The organism is Micromonospora sp. NPDC023966, from assembly GCF_040639095.1.
In the GTDB taxonomy this organism is placed as follows: domain Bacteria; phylum Actinomycetota; class Actinomycetes; order Mycobacteriales; family Micromonosporaceae; genus Micromonospora.
Window position 1 is genome coordinate 276442 of the sequence record NZ_JBEZZJ010000001.1, and the last position, 19315, is coordinate 295756.

At 73.9% G+C, this 19315-nt stretch carries 15 protein-coding genes and 2 pseudogenes; 12 read left to right on the top strand and 5 right to left on the bottom strand.

The features are described 5' to 3' along the window. Nucleotides 1-59: 59 nt before the first annotated feature. Nucleotides 60-1196 (bottom strand): annotated as a pseudogene (locus AB0F68_RS01320) (MFS transporter); the annotation flags it as partial. A gap of 113 nt (nt 1197-1309) precedes the next feature. On the opposite strand from AB0F68_RS01320, the gene AB0F68_RS01325 reads away from it, so the two are divergent. From AB0F68_RS01325 to AB0F68_RS01350, 6 genes are all read left to right on the top strand, one after another. Next, complete coding sequence (locus tag AB0F68_RS01325) at nt 1310-1936, top strand: helix-turn-helix domain-containing protein (RefSeq protein ID WP_357331940.1); 627 nt, start codon at nt 1310-1312, stop codon at nt 1934-1936. An 89-nt stretch (nt 1937-2025) separates the two neighbouring features. Further along, entirely contained in the window at nt 2026-3393 is a 1368-nt protein-coding gene (locus tag AB0F68_RS01330; RefSeq protein ID WP_357331943.1) for a biotin carboxylase N-terminal domain-containing protein, read from the top strand. Nucleotides 3394-3541: 148 nt separating this feature from the next. Next, nucleotides 3542-4462, top strand: a complete 921-nt coding sequence (locus AB0F68_RS01335; protein WP_357331945.1) for a hydroxymethylglutaryl-CoA lyase — start codon at nt 3542-3544, stop codon at nt 4460-4462. Between the two features lie 147 nt (nt 4463-4609). Further along, nucleotides 4610-6142, top strand: coding sequence for an acyl-CoA carboxylase subunit beta (locus AB0F68_RS01340; protein ID WP_357331947.1), 1533 nt, complete (start codon nt 4610-4612; stop codon nt 6140-6142). 82 nt (nt 6143-6224) lie between these two features. Beyond that, nucleotides 6225-7379 carry an acyl-CoA dehydrogenase family protein gene (locus tag AB0F68_RS01345; protein WP_357331949.1) on the top strand — a complete coding sequence of 385 codons (1155 nt, stop codon included), beginning with the start codon at nt 6225-6227 and terminating at the stop codon, nt 7377-7379. Nucleotides 7380-7503: 124 nt separating this feature from the next. After that, nucleotides 7504-10287: a helix-turn-helix domain-containing protein gene (locus AB0F68_RS01350; protein ID WP_357331952.1), complete on the top strand. Its 2784-nt coding sequence runs from the start codon at nt 7504-7506 to the stop codon at nt 10285-10287. Between the two features lie 226 nt (nt 10288-10513). On the opposite strand, the gene AB0F68_RS01355 is transcribed toward AB0F68_RS01350, so the two are convergent. Continuing rightward, nucleotides 10514-11017, bottom strand: a complete 504-nt coding sequence (locus AB0F68_RS01355) for a MarR family transcriptional regulator (protein WP_357331954.1) — start codon at nt 11015-11017, stop codon at nt 10514-10516. Between the two features lie 101 nt (nt 11018-11118). Here AB0F68_RS01355 and AB0F68_RS01360 point away from each other — a divergent pair, with 101 nt between their 5' ends. Beyond that, nucleotides 11119-11700: a YceI family protein gene (locus tag AB0F68_RS01360; RefSeq protein ID WP_357331956.1), complete on the top strand. Its 582-nt coding sequence runs from the start codon at nt 11119-11121 to the stop codon at nt 11698-11700. Nucleotides 11701-11953: 253 nt separating this feature from the next. Further along, a complete protein-coding gene (locus AB0F68_RS01365) occupies nt 11954-13432 on the top strand; it encodes a glutamate--cysteine ligase (RefSeq protein WP_357331958.1) in 1479 nt (492 codons plus the stop codon). Nucleotides 13433-14160: 728 nt separating this feature from the next. Here the strand turns inward: AB0F68_RS01365 and AB0F68_RS01370 are convergent. Further along, nucleotides 14161-15039 (bottom strand): annotated as a pseudogene (locus tag AB0F68_RS01370) (hypothetical protein); the annotation flags it as partial. Between the two features lie 115 nt (nt 15040-15154). Here AB0F68_RS01370 and AB0F68_RS01375 point away from each other — a divergent pair. Together AB0F68_RS01375 and AB0F68_RS01380 are read left to right on the top strand one after the other, a co-directional pair. After that, entirely contained in the window at nt 15155-15844 is a 690-nt protein-coding gene (locus AB0F68_RS01375) for a PASTA domain-containing protein (protein WP_357331960.1), read from the top strand. Between the two features lie 101 nt (nt 15845-15945). Beyond that, nucleotides 15946-16761: a PASTA domain-containing protein gene (locus tag AB0F68_RS01380; protein WP_357331962.1), complete on the top strand. Its 816-nt coding sequence runs from the start codon at nt 15946-15948 to the stop codon at nt 16759-16761. A 3-nt stretch (nt 16762-16764) separates the two neighbouring features. Here AB0F68_RS01380 and AB0F68_RS01385 read toward each other — a convergent pair whose 3' ends face one another. Both AB0F68_RS01385 and AB0F68_RS01390 read right to left on the bottom strand, forming a co-directional pair. Next, nucleotides 16765-17208, bottom strand: coding sequence for a hypothetical protein (locus AB0F68_RS01385; RefSeq protein ID WP_357331964.1), 444 nt, complete (start codon nt 17206-17208; stop codon nt 16765-16767). 99 nt (nt 17209-17307) lie between these two features. Further along, complete coding sequence (locus AB0F68_RS01390) at nt 17308-17595, bottom strand: hypothetical protein (protein WP_357331966.1); 288 nt, start codon at nt 17593-17595, stop codon at nt 17308-17310. 629 nt (nt 17596-18224) lie between these two features. On the opposite strand from AB0F68_RS01390, the gene AB0F68_RS01395 reads away from it, so the two are divergent. Together AB0F68_RS01395 and AB0F68_RS01400 are read left to right on the top strand one after the other, a co-directional pair. After that, a complete protein-coding gene (locus AB0F68_RS01395) occupies nt 18225-19106 on the top strand; it encodes a helix-turn-helix transcriptional regulator (protein ID WP_357331968.1) in 882 nt (293 codons plus the stop codon). Then, complete coding sequence (locus AB0F68_RS01400) at nt 19076-19297, top strand: DUF397 domain-containing protein (RefSeq protein ID WP_357331970.1); 222 nt, start codon at nt 19076-19078, stop codon at nt 19295-19297. Before AB0F68_RS01395 ends, AB0F68_RS01400 begins: the two co-directional genes overlap by 31 nt. Nucleotides 19298-19315: the final 18 nt, after the last annotated feature.

A 19315-nucleotide genomic window follows, 5' to 3' on the forward strand; every position in this document is an offset into this window, starting at 1 on the left:
CGATCAGGCGCCCCGCGCAGCGTTCCCCACGCGCCGACGGTGACCAGGGTGAACACGCCTGCCGCCGCGGCCACCACCGGACCCACCCCGTACGCCTCGCCCGCGAACCCGGCCAGCGCCGCCCCGAGCGGAGCGGCGGCCAGGCCGACCACCCGCTGCGCCGCGCCGACCCGCCCGAGCAGTTCCGCCGGCACGTGCCGTTGCCCGTACGCCGACCAGAGGCTGTTCCAGATGGTCGTGCCGGCGGCGAACACGGCCAGCGCCAGGCCCCCGGTCAGCGGGCCGCGGGCCAGGGCGAACCCGGCCAGCGCCACGGTCTGCCCGAGCAGCACCGCGCGCAGCGCGGGCAGGGTGCCGAACCGGGCCGCCGCCCGTCCGGCGACCAGCGCCCCGAGCAGCCCGCCGATCACCACCCCCGCCGCGAACACCCCGTAGGCCGAGGCGGGCACCCGCAGCACCCCGAGCGCGTAGAGCACCAGCACCGCCATCAGTCCGCTGATCGCCAGGTTCGACCCCGCCGAGGCGAGGGCGACCCCCCACAGCGCCCGGTCCCGGCGCACCCACCGCACCCCGGCCCACGCCTCCCGCCACACCCCATGCCCCGCCGGCCGGGACGGCACCGACGGGAGCGGACGGAGGGCGAGGACGAGGAGGGCCGCGAGGGCGAAGGTGAGCGCGTCCACGGCGAACGGGAGCGACGCGGCCAGGGCGAACAGCAGGCCGGCCAGCGGGGTGCCGAGGAGGCCGCCGGCCACGGCCGTACCGGCCTGGAGCCGGCCGTTGGCGGTGGGCAGCGCGGCCGGCGACACCAGCGACGGCAGCAGCGCGAAGGCCGACGCGTCGAAGAGCGTGCCCAGGGTGGCGAGCAGGAACGCGGCGGCGGCCAGCGCGGCGACCCCGGCCCGGCCGGTGGCCACCACCGCGGCCAGCGCGGCCACCACCGCGGCCCGCGCCCCGTCCACCGCCGCCATCGTCCGGCGCCGGTCCCACCGGTCGGCGTACGCGCCACCGAGCAGCCCGAACAGCAGCGGCGGGAGCTGCCCGGCCACGGTCACCGCGGCGATCGCCCGGGGGTCGCGGGTGAGCGTGGCGGCCAGCAGGGCCAGGGCCGGCGTACGCAGCGCGTCGCCGAACCGGGACGAGACGGCGGCGGACCAGAGCAGTCGGTAGTCGCGGCCGAGCGCGGAAGCGGTCATGCCGACGGACCCTCCGGCCTGAACCCGGTCGAGGGTCAAGCCGCGCGGAGTGTGAGGCGACCGACGGGTAACCGAGACTCCACCAGCCCGGGCACGCGGTCTAGGCTGGCCCGGTGGCGGTGGAACAGCAGGCGCGGGGCGCGGCGAACGGTGCGACGGGTGCGGGCCGGCGCCGGTCTCGCCGGGACGAGATCCTGGAGATCGCGGTCGGGCTCTTCGCGGCGCGCGGCTACCACGGCGTGTCGATGGACGACATCGGCGCCGCCGCCGGGGTGACCGGCCCGGCCCTCTACCACCACTTCGCCGGCAAGGAGGCGATGCTGGCCGCCGCGCTGATCCCGGTCAGCGAGGGGCTGCTTGCCGGCGGCAAGGAACGCGCCACCAACCACCCCGACGACCCGCGCGGCACGCTGGAGTCGCTGATCGACTTCCACCTCGACTTCGCGCTGGCCAACCCGGCGGTGATCGCCCTGCACCTGCACGAGCTGGACCGCCTCCCCGACGAGCCGCGCCGCCGGATCCGCCGGCTCCAGCGGATGTACGTCGAGGAGTGGGTGACCGTGCTGACCGCGCTGCACCCCGGGCTGCCAGACGGCGAGGCGCGGGTGCTCGCACACGCCGCGTTCGGCCTGATGAACTCCACCCCGTTCCTCGGCGGCGAGGTGGACCGCCGGCGCCGGGCCGAGCTGCTGCGGGGTGCCACGCTGGCCGCGCTGCTCGCCCCCACCGACCCCGCCTGACCGCACCGGGAAACCCGGGTCGGCTCGTGGGCGACCGGTGTGCCGTGGTTACCTGACAGCGTCCCCACCCCCGGACGCTGGAGGAAACCATGATCGAGTCGCTGCTGATCGCCAACCGTGGCGAGATCGCGCGCCGGATCATCCGTACCGCGAAGAAGCTCGGGATCCGTGCGATCGCGGTGCACTCGGAGGCCGACGCCGGCCTGCCGTTCGTGACCGAGGCCGACCAGGCGGTCTGCGTCGGCCCGGCCAATCCCGCGCTCAGCTACCGCAACGTCGAGGCGATCCTCGCCGCCGCGAAGGACACCGGCGCCCAGGCGATCCACCCCGGCTACGGCTTCCTGTCCGAGAACGCGGACTTCGCCCGTACCGTCGAGGCCAGTGGCCTGATCTGGGTCGGGCCCGGCGCGGACGCGATCACCGCGATGGGCGACAAGATCAATGCCCGGAACCTGATGGCGGCGGCCGGGGTGCCGGTCGCGCCCGGCACCACCGACCCGGCCGCCGACCTGGCCGCGGCGGTCACCGCCGCCGCGGAGATCGGCTACCCGGTGATGGTCAAGGCCGCGGCCGGTGGCGGCGGCATGGGCATGGGCGTGGCCACCGACGAGGCCGCGCTGCGCACCGAGTACGACAAGGTCCGCTCGTTCGCCGAGCGGATGTTCGGCGACGGCTCGGTGCTGATCGAGCGGTACTTCCCCCGGGTACGCCACGTCGAGGTGCAGATCCTCGGCCTGGCGGACGGGCGGGTGGTGGCCCTCGGCGAACGCGAGTGCTCGGTGCAGCGCCGCAACCAGAAGCTGGTCGAGGAGTCCCCCTCCCCGGCGGTCTCCCCGGAGCTGCGTGCGCGGTTCCTGGCGGCGGCGGTCCGCGCGGGCGAGGCGGTGGGTTACCGCAACGCGGGCACCGTCGAGTGCCTGTTGGTCCCGCGTCAGCGGGACGTCCAGGGGAACAACTCCGGCTCCGAAGAATTCTTCTTCCTGGAGATGAACACCCGGCTGCAGGTCGAGCATCCGGTGACCGAGTACGTCTACGGCGTCGACCTGGTCGAGGAGCAGTTGCGGGTGGCCGCCGGCCTGGCACCGACCTTCGACCCGGACGCGCTCGCGCCGCGCGGGCACGCCATCGAGCTGCGGATCAACGCCGAGGACCCGAAGCGGTTCCTGCCCGGCCCGGGCGCGATCACCACCTGGAACGAGCCGTCCGGCGAGGGCGTACGGGTCGACTCCGGCTACGTCGCCGGCAACACGGTCACCCCGTTCTACGACAGCCTGATGGCCAAGCTGATCGTCAGCGGCGCCACCCGCACCGAGGCGGTCGAGCGGGCGCGGGCCGCGGTGGCCCAGTTCGAGATCGCCGGCCCCAAGAACAACCTCCCCTTCTTCGCCGAACTGCTGGAGAACCCCGAGTTCCTGTCGGGCGACTACGACACCGGCATCGTCTCCCGCATGCGCTGACCCCGCCCCTTCCGGGGTTGATCATGAAGTTGGCGGCGACAGAACGGGCAGAATCTGCCGCCAACTTCATGATCGCGGGGGCGGAAGGGGTGGGGTGGGATGCTGGGGGCATCCATCACGTAACACCGTCACAGTGAGGTGACCCCTTATGGCGGAACTACCGGACGTCGTTTCCATCCGGGAGGTCGGGCCGCGGGACGGGCTCCAGAACGAGGAGCCGATCCCGACCGACGCCAAGGTGCGGCTGATCGACGCGCTGTCGCGTACGGGTGTGCGGCGGATCGAGGCCGTCTCGTTCGTGCACCCGAAGGCGATCCCGCAGATGGCCGACGCCGACGAGGTGTGGCAGCGGGCCGTGAAGGCCGACGGGGTGCGCTACTCGGCGCTGGTGCCGAACAGCCGGGGGGCCCAGCGCGCCATGGCGGCCGGCTTCACCGAGATCGAGGTGGTGGTGTCGGCCAGCGACACGCACAACCGGCGCAACGTCAACCGCTCCACCGAGGAGTCGCTCGACGACATCGCCGAGCTGATCGACCTGCTGCACAGCGCGGGCGCGACCGCCGAGGTGATCGTGGCGACCAGCTTCGGCTGCCCGTACGAGGGGGACGTCGACCCGAAGCGGGTGGCCGGCATCGTCGACCGGGTGGTGCGGGACGGCGCCGACCGGGTGGCGTTCGGCGACACTACCGGCATGGGTACGCCCCGGCGGGTCCGCGAGCTGGTCACCGCGGTCCGCGACCGCAACGCCCACGTGCCGGTGCTGCTGCACTTCCACAACACCCGGGGCACCGCGCTGGCCAACATGCTCACCGCCATGGAGCTCGGCATTACCGAGTTCGACGCCAGCGTCGGCGGCCTCGGCGGCTGCCCGTACGCCCCGGGCGCCAGCGGCAACCTGGCCACCGAGGAGGCCGTGCACATGCTGCACGACATGGGCATCGACACCGGGATCGACCTGGACGCCCTGATCGAGGCCGCCGAGCTGGCCGAGCAACTGGTCGGCAAGAAGCTCCCCTCCGGCGTCCTCCGCGCCGGCCCCCGCACCCGCCTGACCCCGATCCCCTCCTGACCCGGCACCCCCCGGCCAGGCCGGCCGCGGGCGGGAGGGGTGGGCAGGGGCGGTGGGGTCGCCGGAGGGGGTGGGGATGGGATAGCCTAACGATCGTTCAGGTCGGTTGGGGCGCCCGTGGGGTGGCCGGTGGCAACGGGAGTCGGCGTGACGCTCGACGGTGAGGCTCTGGAGCAGCTGCGCAAGCGCGCCAAGGCCGGCGGTGCGGACAAGTACCACGCGGCGAACGCCGCCAAGGGCAAGCTCTTCGCCCGCGAGCGGGTCGCGTACCTGGTCGACGAGGGTTCCTTCGTCGAGGACGGGCTCTACGCCAACGCGATGGCCGAGGGGCTGCCCGCCGACGGCGTGGTCACCGGCACCGCCACCATCGACGGCCGGCCGGTCTGCCTGATGGCGAACGACTCCACGGTGAAGGCCGGCAGCTGGGGCGCGCGGACCGTCGAGAAGATCATCCGGATCATCGAGCGGGCCTACTCGACCAGCGTGCCGATGGTCTACCTGGTCGACTCGGCCGGGGCCCGGATCACCGACCAGGTCGACCTCTTCCCCGGCCGGCGCGGCGCCGGCAAGATCTTCTGGAACCAGGTGCGCGCCTCGGGCTCGATCCCGCAGGTCTGCGCCCTGTTCGGCCCGAGCGCGGCGGGCGGCGCCTACATCCCGGCGTTCTGCGACGTGGTCGCCATGGTCGAGGGCAACGCCAGCATGTACCTCGGCTCCGACCGGATGGTCGAGATGGTCACCGGCGAGAAGACCACGCTGGAGGCGATGGGCGGGGCCAAGGTGCACTGCGTCGAGTCCGGCGTCGGGCACTTCCTCTGCAAGACCGAGGCCGAGGCGCTCGACGTGGTCAAGCGTTACCTGTCCTACCTGCCGACCAACTGGACCCAGGCCCCGCCGGCCGCCGAGGCGACGCCGGCGCCGGAGAAGGCGGACCTGGCCGCGCTGGTCCCGGCCAGCGAGCGGCAGGCGTTCGACATGCGCCGCTACGTCAAGGGCCTGCTCGACGAGGGCAGCTTCTTCGAGATCCAGGCGCTCTGGGCCAAGGAGCTGACCATCGGCTTCGGCCGGCTGAACGGCGAGGTCGTCGGCGTGGTCGGCAACAACTCGATGTTCAAGGGCGGCGTGCTCTTCGTCGACTCGGCCGACAAGGCGACCCGGTTCGTGCAGCTCTGCGACGCGTTCAACGTGCCGCTGCTGTTCCTCAGCGACGTACCCGGGTTCATGGTCGGCAGCGTGGTGGAGAAGCAGGGCATCATCCGGCACGGCGCCAAGATGATCACCGCGATCTCCGAGGCGACCGTACCCAAGATCTGCGTGGTGGTCCGCAAGGCGTACGGCGCCGGCCTCTACGCGATGGCCGGCCCCGGCTTCGAGCCGGACGCCACCATCGCGCTGCCCACCGCCAAGATCGCGGTGATGGGCGCGGAGGCAGCGGTCAACGCCGTCTACGCCAACAAGATCGCCGCGATCGAGGACGAGGCCGAGCGGGCCGCCTTCGTCGCCGCGAAGCGCGAGGAGTACGAGCGCGACATCGACATCGTCCGGCTCGCCAGTGAGCTGGTGGTGGACGCCATCGTCGAGCCGCACGAACTGCGCGCCGACCTGGTCCGCCGGTTCGCCGCCGCTCGCGGCAAGGAGCGGCACTTCGCAAGGCGCCGGCACGGCGTCACCCCGGTCTGACCGGCCCCGACCCGCACCATCCGACGCGGCGTCACGAGCGCCCGGCGGCCCGTCCACAACGGCGTCCCATCAGGAGGATCAGATGGACTTCCGGCTCAGCGAGGAACAAGAGGCGCTGCGGGAGAGCGTGCGGGACTTCGCCCGCGAGGTGGTCGCCCCGGCCATCGCCGAGCACTACGAGCAGCACACCTTCCCGTACGAGATCATCCGCCAGATGGGCAAGATGGGGCTGTTCGGGCTCCCCTTCCCGGAGGAGCACGGCGGCATGGGCGGCGACTACTTCGCCCTCTGCCTGGCCCTGGAGGAGCTGGCCCGGGTCGACTCCAGCGTGGCCATCACCCTCGAGGCGGCGATCTCCCTCGGCGCGATGCCGATCTACCGGTTCGGCACCGACGCGCAGAAGGCGCAGTGGCTGCCGAAGCTGCTCAGCGGCGAGGCCCTGGCGGGCTTCGGGCTCACCGAGCCGGGCACCGGCTCGGACGCGGGCGGCACCCAGACGAGGGCGGTCCTGGACGAGTCGACCAACGAGTGGGTGATCAACGGCTCGAAGGCGTTCATCACCAACTCCGGCACCGACATCACCACGCTGGTCACGGTCACCGCGGTCACCGGCACGAAGCCGGACGGCTCGAAGGAGCTGTCCACCATCATCGTCCCGTCCGGCACGCCGGGCTTCACCGTCGCGCCCGGCTACTCCAAGGTCGGCTGGACCGCCTCGGACACCCACGAGCTGACCTTCGACGACTGCCGGGTGCCGGCGGAGAACCTGCTCGGCGAGCGCGGCCGGGGCTTCGCCCAGTTCCTGCGCATCCTCGACGAAGGGCGGATCGCCATCGCCGCCCTGGCGGTCGGCCTCGCCCAGGGCTGCGTCGACGAGTCGATCAAGTATGCGAAGGAGCGCCAGGCATTCGGCCAGCCGATCGGCGCGTACCAGGCGATCCAGTTCAAGATCGCCGACATGGAAATGAAGGCGCACACCGCCCGGCTGGCCTACTACGACGCGGCCGCCCGGATGCTCGCCGGCGAGCCGTTCAAGCGGCAGGCGGCCATCGCCAAGCTGCACGCCAGCACCATCGCGGTGGACAACGCCCGCGAGGCCACCCAGATCCACGGCGGCTACGGCTTCATGAACGAGTACCCGGTGGCCCGGTTCTGGCGCGACTCCAAGATCCTGGAGATCGGCGAGGGCACCAGCGAGGTGCAGCGGATGGTCATCGCCCGCGACCTGGGCATGTGAGCGACGCCCGCCCGGGCCGGATGGGCCCGGGCGGGTCAGCCGTCTGTCGGATATCGGCGGTGGACGGTCGGCTGCCCGACGATGGGCTGTGGAGCGTCCGACCCGATCCGTACTCTTCGTGCCCATGACTCCCGATCATGATCGTTCGCGGAGCCCGGGTGGTCGTACCCAGCTGCCCGACCTGTTGCGCGGGCACCGGCTCGCGGCCGGCCTCACCCAGGCCGAGCTGGCCGGCCGGGCCGGTGTCGGCGTGCGGACCGTCCGCGACCTGGAGCGGGGCCGCGCCACCCGACCCCAGCGCACCACCGTCGACCTGCTCGCCGACGCCCTGGGCCTGACCGGTCCGGCCCGGCAGGCGTTCCTCGCGGCCGCCCGGCCCACCCCGGCGCAGACCGCCGTGCCCGGGCAAGCGGCGAGCTACCTGCCCGTCGGCGGCCCCGATGCCGCTCAGACCGTCGCGCCCGGCCCGGCCGCGCGTCACCTGCCGGTCAGCGGTCCTGATGCCGCCACCGCACCGGGCCCCGCCGCTGGGCACCTCACGGTCACCGGCTCCGACGCCGCCGATTCGGGTACGCCGATCGCGCTGCCCCAGCCCGTCCCGCTGCTCGGCCGGGACCGGGACGTCGCGGAGGTGGCCGCCCTGCTCTCCGCGCATCCGGTGGTGAGCCTGGTCGGGCTGGCCGGCGTCGGCAAGACCGCGCTCGCCCTCACCGTCGCCCACGCGGCGGCCGCCGAGCATCCGGCCGGCGTGGCCGGTGTGCTGGTCGGCGAGGGCTCGGACACCGCCGACATCCTCGCCGCCGCGGTCGCCGTGCTCGGGGTGAACCGGCTGGCCGACCTCCCCTGCCAGCTCGGCGGCCGGCCCGCGCTGCTGCTGGTGGACGCCGTCGAACGCGCGCCCGGGCCGGTGGCCGACGCGTTGCGCGCCCTGGTGGCGGCAGCGCCGGCGCTGCGGGTGCTGGTCACCGGCCGCCGCCCGGTCGGCCTTCCCGGCGAGTTGGTCCGGCCGGTCGCACCGCTCGACGTGCCGCCGGTCGGCGAGGAGCCGGCCGATCCGGCGGAGCTGGCCCGCTGGCCGGCGGCGGCGCTGTTCACCACCCGGCTCGCCCAGGCGCGCCGCGAGCCGCCCAGCCCGGCCGAACTACCGGCGCTCGCCGCGCTGGTGCGCCTCCTCGGCGGGCTGCCCCTGGCCATCGAGCTGATGGCCGCGCGGGGCCGGATCCTCGACGTCACCGAGCTGCTCGACCGCTACGGCGACCGGGTCCTCGACCTGGCGGGCGTACGCCCCGGCTGGGAGCCCGCCGACCCGGCCGCCGGCACGGTGACCCTGCGCGAGGCGGTGGCGACCAGCTACCACCTGCTCGCGCCCGCCGAACGGGCGGCGCTGCGCCGGCTCTCCGCCTTCCGCAACCGCTGGTCCGTGGAGCTGGCCGAGGACCTGCTCGCCGACGGCGGCCAGCGGCGGGACGCGGTCCCACTGCTGGACCGGCTGCGGGAACTCGGGCTGCTCAGCGTCCGGGGCACCGGCCCGTTCCGGTTCCGCCTGCTGGACGCGGTCCGCGACTTCGCCGCCGAGCAGGCCGCCGTCGAGGGGGAGCTGACCGGGATCCGGCGCCGGCACGCGCTGGTCGTCGCCGGCCTGGTACGGCGTACCGCCCCGAACCTGATCGGCGCGGAACTGCCCGCCGCCGTGCACCTGCTCGACGAGGTGACCAGCGACATCACCGCCGCCCTGGCACACGCCGCCGAGGACGATCCGGTGACCGCACTGCTCCTGGCGGCGGCGCTGCCCCGCTGGTGGCGGCTGCGCGGGCGGGATGTCTCCGGGCGTCGGTGGCTGCGCCGGCTGCTGGCCGACCCGCGTACCACCGACGCGCCGCCGGTGCTGCGGGCCTGGGCGCTGCTCGGGGCGGCCCGGCTCGCCGCCGAGCACGGCGCGGGCGGGGCGGAGCTGCCGGCCGCCCGGGAGGCGCTGGCCCTCTTTCAGGCGGCCGGGGAGGTGACCGGGGAGCTGTCCTCCAGGTCGGTGCTCTGCGTGCTGCTGCGCGCCGCCGGCGCTCCGGGCGAGGCCCGGGAGCAGGCCGAGGCGGCGCTGGAGCTGGCCACCCGGCACGGTCGGGCACGCGAGATGGCCGTCGCCCACCAGCACCTCACCTGGCACGACGTACGGGTGGTGGACCTGGCCGCCGCGCGGCGCCGGCTGGCCACGGTCGACCGGCTGGCCACCCAGTGCGGGGAGCAGCGCCTCCGCCTGCTGGCCCGGGCCGACCTGGCCGAGGTGGCCCGGCTGGAGGGACGCTACGCCGACGCGGTGGAGCAGGGCCGGCGGGTGGCGGCCGCGCTGGCCGAGCTGGGCGAGCCGGGGCGGCGGCGCCAGGTGATCGGCACGGTCGGGCTGGCGCTCGCCCTCGACGGGCGGGTGGAGGAGGCGCTGGAGGCGGTGGCCGAGCTGCGGCCGCCGCACCCGGTGCCGGGACAGCGCCGGCCGCCGGTTGTGGAGAGCCTGGACCCGCGCCGGGAGCGCCGGGACGTCCCGCCGGAGGATGCGATCTGCGCGTTGATCGAGGGCCATGTCGCGCTGCACCGGGGAGACCGGGAGCTGGCGGCGGAATGGTTCGCCGCAGCCGCCGACCATGCCGCCGGCGGGGAACAGCGGGACCGAGCCACGGCCGCCGAGCATGCCGCCGGCGGGAAACAGCGGGCCGGGGCCGACGATCGTGCCGTCGGTGGGCAGCGGCGGGAGCTCGTTGAGGCGCTGGTCGGGCTGGCGGCGAGCACCGCCGACGTGGCGGTGCTGGACCGGCTGGAGCAGGCCTGCCGGGCCACCGGGATCAGGCTGCTGCCCCGGGAGGAGGCCCTGCTCTACGCGCTGGTGGCCCGCCGGGGACGTGCGGCCCCACGCGACTGAACGGCCGGGAGAAGAAGGCGCGGGGGTGGCGCGAGCGAAGAAGCCCCCTGGTATTGCCCCTCGCTCATCGCTCGCGCCGGCACCCCCCGGTGCCCCCCGCTGCCGGAAGCCTATCCAGGCCGCAAGGGTGATTTGGGGGCTATTGCGGGCGTATATCCCGGTGCTCGGGCGGTTCTGCCGGTCTTTCTGCCGGTGACCCGCGGGTACGCCGCACCCCGTCGGCGGGTCAGCAGCCGGCGGACTGCCCGGCAGGCGCGGGCTCGGTGCTGCCGGCGGTCGCCCCCGGGTGCACCGCGTCGCGGACCCGGCGCAGGCCGTCCAGGAGCCCCTCCAGCTCGGCCGGTGCCAGCTGGCCGGTGAACCACTCCTCGATGATCCGCAGGTGCCCGGGCAGGGTCGCGTCCAGCCGGCTCAGGCCGGCGGCGGTGACCACGGCGTAGGAGCTGCGCCGGTCGGAGGGGCAGGCTCGGCGGCGGAGCAGGCCGTCCCGCTCCATCCGGTCGACCACGCGGGTGACCCCGCTGGTGGACAGGGAGGTCTGCGCCGCGAGGTCGGTCATGCGCAGTTGGTGACCGGGCGACCGGGTGAGCCGCATCAGCACCTCGAACTCGACCGAGGAAAGGCCGTGCTCCTCGAACTGGGCGGCGAACCGGGCCGACAGCCCGGCGCTGGCCTCGAAGAGGAGGCCGATGGCGGTGATCCGGGGATCGTCGAACACGTTCTGGTCCACGCTGCCATCCTAGCAGTCCTTGACACAGGGAATATTGCTATGCCTATAGTTGCTCAGTCAGTCGTTGGGCTACTAAACAATCTCCCCTGGAGGACAGCACCATGACCAGCAGCACCGAAGCGGTTACCCGCGACTGGGACGGCCTCACCATCCCGACCGCCGGCACCTACCTGCTGGACGCGGCTCACAAGCGCGTCGGGTTCGTCGCCCGGCACATGATGGTCAGCAAGGTACGCGGCGAGTTCGCCGAGGCTTCCGCCACCATCACCGTGGCCGAGGACCCGACGCAGTCCTCGGTGACCGCCACCATCCAGGCGGCCAGCATCAACACCGCTCAGGCCGACCGCGACGCGCACGTGCGCAGCCCGGAGTTCCTCGACGCCGAGCAGTTCCCCACCCTGGAGTTCCGCAGCACCGGGGTGAAGTCCCGCGACGGCAACGAGTTCGTCCTCTCCGGTGAGCTCACCATCAAGGGCGTGACCCGTCCGGTCGATCTGGATGTCGAGTTCGAGGGCGTCGGCCGCAGCCCCTTCGGCCAGGACATCTTCGGCTTCAACGCGTCGACCGAGATCGACCGGGAGGACTTCGGCCTGACCTGGAACGTCGCCCTGGAGACCGGTGGCGTCCTGGTCGGCAAGAAGATCAAGATCGAGATCGAGGGCGAGGCCGTCCGCCAGGCCTGATCCCCGCGTACGACCCCACGGGCCCGCGCCGTCACCCGACGGCGCGGGCCCGTTCGTCGTACGCCGACGGGTGCGAATTGTCACGTCTTGTTCTCAGGTCGACCGTGGTGCGGCGGACGGCGGCTGGGTAGGAGTGCAGACCTGCGCCCGACCTCCGATCCGGCGGCCCAGGCGCACTTACGCACTCAACGTGAATGGTTCACAATGCGTTGCGGAACGGTACGGTTCCGTGGCGCCGGCGCCGGGAGGACAGATGGGCAGAGACGTCGAGCAGGGCGCCTTCTCCCGCGAGGACCGGGTCCGCTACCGGCGAAAGGTCCGGCGGTGCCTGGACGTCTTCGCGCTGATGCTGGACGACTTCGGCTTCGACGCCGACCGGCCGATGACCGGGCTGGAGATCGAACTCAACCTGGTCGACGCCGCCGCCGAGCCGGCCATGCGCAACGACCAGATCCTGGCCGACATCGCCGACCCGCTCTTCCAGACCGAGCTGGGGCAGTTCAACCTGGAGCTGAACGCCTCGCCACGGCTGATCGAGGGGAAGGGCTTCGCCGACTACGCGCAGGACCTGCGCAGCAGCCTGAGCCGCGCCGACGAGCGGGCCGCCAAGTCCGACGCCAACATCGTGATGGTCGGCATCCTGCCCACCCTCACCGAACGGCACCTGGTCGCCGACAACCTCTCCACCAACGAGCGCTACCGGGTGCTCAACGACCAGATCGTCGGGGCCCGGGGCGAGGACATCGAGCTGGACATCCGCGGCGTCGAGCGGCTGCGTACGCACACCGACTCGATCGCGCCGGAGGCCGCCTGCACCAGCCTCCAGTTCCACCTCCAGGTCGCGCCGGACAGCTTCGCCGACTACTGGAACGCCTCCCAGGCCATCGCCGGGGTGCAGGTGGCGATCGGCGCCAACTCGCCGTTCCTCTACGGCCGGCAGCTCTGGGCGGAGACCCGGATCGCCCTGTTCGAGCAGGCCACCGACACCCGCCCGGACGAGCTGAAGGCCCAGGGCGTACGCCCCCGGGTGTGGTTCGGCGAGCGCTGGATCACCTCGATCTTCGACCTGTTCGAGGAGAACGTCCGCTACTTCCCGCCGCTGCTGCCGATCTGCGAGGACGAGGACCCGGTCGAGATCCTGCACGCCGGCGGAGTGCCCCAGCTCGGCGAGCTGCGGCTGCACAACGGGACCGTCTACCGCTGGAACCGCCCGGTCTACGACATCATGGACGGCCGTCCGCACCTGCGGGTGGAGAACCGGGTGCTGCCGGCGGGGCCCACCGTGGTGGACATGCTCGCCAACGCCGCCTTCTACTTCGGACTCGCCCGCGGCCTCGCCGAGGCGGACCGGCCCATCTGGAGCCAGCTCACCTTCAGCTCGGCCGAGGAGAACTTCCACGCCGCCGCCCGGCGCGGCATCGACGCCGTGCTGCACTGGCCCCGACTCGGCGACGTACCGGTCACCACGCTCGTCCTCGACACGCTGCTGCCCACCGCCGCCGAGGGGCTGGACCGGTTCGGCGTCGCCCCGGCCGAACGGGACCGCCTCCTCGGGGTGATCGAGGAGCGCTGCCGCACCGGCCGCAACGGCGCCGTCTGGCAGACCGAGACGGTGTGGGCGGCCGAGCGGCACCGGGGCATGGACCGGAAGGCCGCGCTGCACCACCTGGTCCAGCGCTACGCCGAGCTGCAACGCGGCAACGAGCCGGTGCACACCTGGCCGGTCGACTGACCCTCGCCGCGAGCGCGAGCCGCGCGCCGTCGGCCTCAGCGGTTGCGGCGGCGGGCCTTCGGTCCGGTGGTCGGCGCGTTCGCACCGCTTTCCGGTGCGGCGACCGGCTCGCTCCCGACCGCCCCCTCCACCGCCGCCGATCCCGGCTCGTCACTGGCGGGGCCCGGCAGGACCGGCTCGCCGCCGGTCCGTGCCGTACCGCTGACCGGCGAACCCGACTGCGGCCTCCGCTGCGGTGGCACAGCCCGGCCACGCCGGCCGGCGGCGGCGCCCTCCGGTGCGGTGCTCGGGTCCACCGCGACGCTCGTGGCATCGGCCGCCGCGCCGAGCGGCGCAGCGCTGCCAACGGTCCGCCCTGCCGTCGCCGACTCGCGGACCGTGCCCGCGGAAGTCACCTGCTCGCCGAGCGGGTCGACCGACGTGGCCGGGGCCGGTCCGGCCTCGCCGGTCACGCGCTCGGCGCCCGGCGCGGCACCCGAGGCCCGCCGGCCCAGGAACCGGCGGCCCGGCCGCTCCGTCGCCGGCACCGGGCCGACCACGTCCGCGGGCCCGGCGGTCGGCGCCGTGAGTGGGTCCGGCCCGTCGCTGTGGACCTGGCCCCGCTCCCCGGTGCGCTGGCGGGGCAGGCTCACCTCGGGGCCGGTGGGCTGGTCCGGCCCGTCGCTGTTGAGCTGGTCCGGCTCCCCGGTGCGCTGGCGGGGCAGCCGCACGTCGGCGTGCTCGGTGGCGCGGCGGTCGGCCCGCTGGGCCAGCGCGGCGACCAGGACCGAGCCGCCGATCCCGGCGATCACCGCGTACGGGGCGATCAGGTGGGCCGACACCTGCTCGGCGGCGATCCCGGCGAGCCTCGGCACGGCCAGCAGGTACGCCAGCGCGACCAGCAGGGGACCGGCCGCCCCGGAGGCCGCCGCCCCGACCCGTCGCTCGGGCGAGCGGACCGCCCGCCGGGCGGCCAGGATCCCGATCACCAGGGCGGACCCGAGCGAGAGCAGCGCGCCGGGCCAGTAGAAGTAGTCACGGATCCAGAACCGGCCGCTGTCCGCGCTGATCTGCCAGATGCCGAGCTGGGCGGCGGTCAGGCCACGGCCGGAGAGCACCCCGTCGATCACCGAGACCACGGCGAGCAGCCAGAGCCAGCCGGTGGTGGCGATGAGGTTGGTGGCCGCGGCCCGGGTGTGCAGTGCCCAGGTCGCCAGCAGCACGCCGAGCACCAGCCCGGCGGCGGCGTACGCGGCGGCCACGGCCTGCGGCGAGGACGTGTCCGGCACCCGGGCCGCCCGCGCCGGCACGGCCACCAGCAGTACGGTGATCAACGCGCCGACCCCGGCGGCGAGCGCGAGGCCGAGCCGGGGCAGGCTGCCCGCCGGCTCGTCGTCGTTCGCGCGGCGCAGTCGTTGGGCGCAGACCGCGCCGGCGATCACCGAGGTCGCGGAGATCCAGGTGGCCCAGGCGAGGCTGGCCACCCAGGCCGCCTCGACCCGGGCGGCGCCGGCCGGCGCCCAGTTGATGATGCCGAGCCCGTAGCCGAAGCCGAGCTGCGCGGCGCCCGTACCCGCGGCGACACCGAGTGCGGCGGCGGTCGATCCTCCCCAGCCCCGTCTGGCCATGCCGGGCAGCGTAGCGTCCCAGGGTCGGCGCGGCGAGGGGTGACGAAGGCCGGACCGGCCGCGGCCGGCTTGGTGGCGCCGGATACGGTCGCCGGTGATTGAGGCGGGGGACGCGATGACGGACGAGGGTTACCCGGACCGGCAGCCCGGGGTACGCGACGAACCGGCGCCGGACCGGACGAGGCTGCTCCTCGGTGGCGGCCTGGCGGCGGTCCTGCTGGCGGTCATCGGGGCGAGCGGCGGCTGGGTCCTGGCCGGGGAGTCGGACGGACCCACCCCACCGCCCACCGCGGCCCCCACCACACCCTCCGTGGCCGCCACCGCGCCCACTTCCGCGCCGCCGAGCACCGCCGCCGCCCGGCCGACCGGTACGCGCACCACCACTCCCGCCGGTCTGACCGTGCCGCCGCTGGTGGGCACCGACTTCGAGCAGGCCCGGCGGGAACTGCGGGACCGGCGGCTCGGCTGGCGGCTGGTGTTCGGCAGCGGCTCCGGCCGTAACGTCGAGCGAACCTCGCCCGCCCCCGGTACGCCGGTGAAGCGCGGCGTCACCGTCACCCTCTGGGTCGCCGGGCCGCCGCCCGCCGTCTCCGTGCCCGACCTGCTCGCCCAGAGCTGCGCCGACGCGGCGGACGACCTGGTGGCGGCGGGCCTGTATCCCCGCTACCGCACCGGTCGCCAGGGTCCGGTCACCGCGCAGGACCCGGTCCCCGGCAGTTCGGTCCGGTGGAACGACCCGGTCGCTCTCACCTGCGGCGACGAGCGCACCACGGCGCCGACCGCCAGCCTGCTCCCCGCCCAGTGACCGGCGGCCCGGCGCGCTGATGCCCGCCGACGGCCGGGCGGACCACTACCGTGGACGATCGAGGGCCAGGCCGCCCGGTCCCGGTGGGGAGAGGACGTGCGATGAGCGACGATCGTCAGGAGCCACCCGCCGGAGACCCGGACGCGACCAGGGCGCTGCCTCCCGACCGGAGCGGCGCCGACCCGGACGCCACCCGCGCGATACCGCCGGAACCGGCCGGCGCCGAGGACGTCGAAGCGACCAGGGCGATGCCGCGGGAACCGGCCGGCGACGCGACCCGCCCGCTTCCCCGCGGGGACGGTGGTGCCGGAGCGCGACGGCCGGTCGACGCCACCACCCGCCAGGAGCCGGTCGGTCCCGCCTGGTCCGGCCGTGCCGGAGTGCCGCCACCGCGGCCGGCCGGTTACCCGGAGCCCGCCACCGAGTGGTACACCGAGGAGCAGGCGAGTCGCCGCTGGTGGATGCCGATCCTGCTGGGCCTGCTCGCGCTGCTGCTGATCGCGTTGATCGGCCTGGGTGTCTGGCTGGCTCTCCGCGCGGCGGATCGCGGCGCCGAGCCGGGCCTGTCGCCCTCGGCCGTGCCGAGCACCGCCCCGCAGACCAGCGCCGCGCCGAGCAGTTCTCCGCCGAGTAGCCCGCCGACCACCACGGCGGCCGCCGAGGTGCCGATGCCGCCGCTGGTGGGACTGCCCGAGTCCGCCGCCCGCGCGGCCCTCGACCGGCTGGGTGTGGACTACCGGGTGCGGCGCCGGGCGTCGGACCAACCGCCCGGAACCGTGATCGACACGAACCCGGCAGCCGGCGAGCCGATCGCCGAAAGGGACCGGGTCACCATCGTGGTGGCCGAGCCCGCGGAAAAGCCGACGACGGCCGCCGCCACCACGACGCCTCCGCCCACGGCCACGGCCACGCCCTGACCGTCACCACTGGCGGCGTCGGGTGCCGACCAGGCCCAGCCCGGCCAGCGAGATGGCGAGGCCGAGCAGTCCCGAGTAGAACAGCGACCGGCTGAGGTCGGTGGCGGCCGACGAGGGCTCGACCAAGGCGGCGTCCCCGGCCCCGGCCCCGGCCTGGGCCGGGATCGACGGGGTGCCGAGGTCGTCGCCCGGCGCATCGGCCACCGGTGGGTCGACCCAGTCGGGCTCGTCCTCCGCCGGGTCGGTGGCCGCCCGGTTGCCCTCTCCGGCCACGGTGATCTCCGGAGCCGGGACGGGCTCGGTCAACTCCTGGGTCGCGGAGAAGGCGGGGTGGCGGACCATGAGCGCCAGTGCGGTCGCGGCGCCGAGGAACGCGAGGAGCCCGAGGGCGTAGCGGATACGGGAGCGGTGGTGCCGCCGCGCGGCGGGCAGATTGACCATGACCATCCCAGGTTCAGGGTCTGGAGCGCGCGGGGTGGAGCGTTTGCCGGGGTGGGCGTACCAATTCTATGGCGGTGGCATGCCCCTCGACCGGGATTCGTGAGGTCAGCCGACCCGGACCGGGGTCCGGGTCACCGGACGGCGGGCCGTCCGGACGGTGTGCGGACGCGGGGCCGGCGCGGCCTGGAGCTGCCGCAACCCGTCCTGCTGTACGAAGATCGACCGCCGGTTGACCGCGTCCCCCGCCGCGTTCAACTCGTAGCCGTCGAGCCAGAGCCAACCGTCGTAGGTCGGCCAGTCGAGCACCCGGATCACCCGGAACATGATCGGTCGGAGGAACTGGACACTCGCCGCGCGTGTCACGTGCAGTACGTCACCGGAGCGGGGAAGCACATGGGCTCCTGGGAGGATCGGCCGGCGGGCGAGCCGGCGAGGGCTGTTCGGGGGGACGGTTCGGTCCGGTGACGGGGGATCTGCCTCGTGGACCGGCTGATCAGTGGGTCGGTGCTGGTCGGGCCGTACCCGCGGTGGCGGACCGCCACCCGACCATCACCCGGCTGCTCCCGGTTACCGCTCCCGCCGCCACAGCCAAGCTGGCGTGCAGCGGCGGGGTCTTCATCCCGGGGCAGGTCGCGCGGCGCGGGACGGCTCCCCTCCTGCCGTCCCGCGGCCCGTGGTGCGACCACGCCCGGAGATCATGCGAAGACGGTGAGTAACCCGTGCCATACCGACAGAGTGCATCAGCGACGTGCTTCATGCAAGTTGCACGTCGACTTTTGCCGATACGCGAGCAGGACACGTGAACGGGACGCTTGAAGCCTCAGGTCCCGGGGCGGCACACTGGACGCCGGTTTCGCCCGTCGCGGCCGGTCGACGACCGGCACCACCCGTTGCCGCGAACGCTCGCCCGCCGTACGCCGGTCGCGCCCCCGGCGGGTGTGAAACCGGGCGCGACCGACCGGAGGTAGCCGGGTGCGTGCGAGGAGTGGGATTGCCCGTCCATCGACCCCGGGGGTGGCGTCGTGAGCGAGCGGCGCAGCCCGACCATCCGGCGTCGACGCCTGGGGGCGGAACTCCGCCGGCAGCGGGAAGCTGCCGGCATCACCATCGAGACGGTCGCCGAGCAGCTGGAGTGTTCGGCGTCCAAGATCTCCCGGATCGAGACCGGCCACACCACCGCGACGCCGCGGGACGTGCGGGACATGCTCCGCATCTACGGGGTGGTCGGCGCCGAGAGCGACGAGCTGGTGCAGATCGCCCGCGAGGCCCGGCAGAAGGGCTGGTGGCATCCGTACAGCACGGTGCTGGTCGGGGCGTACGTGGGACTGGAGGCGGCGGCCAGCTCGATCCGGGCGTACGAACAACAGGTCGTGCCGGGCCTGTTGGAGACCGAGGAGTACGCGGGGGCGATGATCCGGGCCGCTCGGCCGGACTTCACCTCCGAACAGGTCGAACAGCGGGTGCGTGTCCGACTGGGCCGTCAGTCGTTGTTGACCCAGGACGATCCGGTCGATCTGTGGGTGGTGCTCGATGAGGCGGTGCTGAGCCGGCCGGTTGGCGGCGACGCGGTGATGCGTGGCCAGCTCAAACGGCTGGTGGAGGTGGCCGAACTGCCGAACGTGACGTTGCAGGTCCTGCCCTTCGAGGTGGGTGCGCACGCCGGCATGGACGGGACCTTCACGATCCTCAGCTTCCCCGAACCGAGTGATCCCGATGTCGTGTACGCGGAGAACGCCACGGGCGGGCTCTTCCTCGAGAAGAGCGACGAGCTACAGAAGTACAGCTTCATCTTCGATCACATTCGAGCAGCGGCCATTCGCCCGGAGGAATCCATCGCACACATCGCAAAACTGGCAGAGGAGCCGTTGTGGAAATGGCGACCAAGGAGTTCCCCGTGGACCTGACGCAGGCGACATGGTTCAAGAGCTCGAAGAGCGGGCCGAACTGTGACAACTGCGTGGAGGTCGCGTACGTGACCGGGGCGGTCGGCGTCCGGGACTCGAAGGACAAGACGGGCCCGGCCCTGATCTTCGCCCCGGGTGACTGGCACGCCTTCGTCGCCGGCGCCAGGGACGGTGCGTTCCCCGGGAAGTGATCCGGCGACGCCCCCCAG

What these genes read in the sequence shown, in the direction of transcription:
- AB0F68_RS01330 (WP_357331943.1), top strand. Translation starts at nt 2,026, where the DNA reads ATGATCGAGTCGCTGCTGATCGCCAACCGTGGCGAGATCGCGCGCCGG.
- AB0F68_RS01335 (WP_357331945.1), top strand. Translation starts at nt 3,542, where the DNA reads ATGGCGGAACTACCGGACGTCGTTTCCATCCGGGAGGTCGGGCCGCGG.
- AB0F68_RS01345 (WP_357331949.1), top strand. Translation starts at nt 6,225, where the DNA reads ATGGACTTCCGGCTCAGCGAGGAACAAGAGGCGCTGCGGGAGAGCGTG.
- AB0F68_RS01350 (WP_357331952.1), top strand. Translation starts at nt 7,504, where the DNA reads ATGACTCCCGATCATGATCGTTCGCGGAGCCCGGGTGGTCGTACCCAG.
- AB0F68_RS01360 (WP_357331956.1), top strand. Translation starts at nt 11,119, where the DNA reads ATGACCAGCAGCACCGAAGCGGTTACCCGCGACTGGGACGGCCTCACC.
- AB0F68_RS01365 (WP_357331958.1), top strand. Translation starts at nt 11,954, where the DNA reads ATGGGCAGAGACGTCGAGCAGGGCGCCTTCTCCCGCGAGGACCGGGTC.
- AB0F68_RS01375 (WP_357331960.1), top strand. Translation starts at nt 15,155, where the DNA reads ATGACGGACGAGGGTTACCCGGACCGGCAGCCCGGGGTACGCGACGAA.
- AB0F68_RS01380 (WP_357331962.1), top strand. Translation starts at nt 15,946, where the DNA reads ATGAGCGACGATCGTCAGGAGCCACCCGCCGGAGACCCGGACGCGACC.
- AB0F68_RS01385 (WP_357331964.1), bottom strand. Translation starts at nt 17,208, where the DNA reads ATGGTCATGGTCAATCTGCCCGCCGCGCGGCGGCACCACCGCTCCCGT.
- AB0F68_RS01400 (WP_357331970.1), top strand. Translation starts at nt 19,076, where the DNA reads ATGGCGACCAAGGAGTTCCCCGTGGACCTGACGCAGGCGACATGGTTC.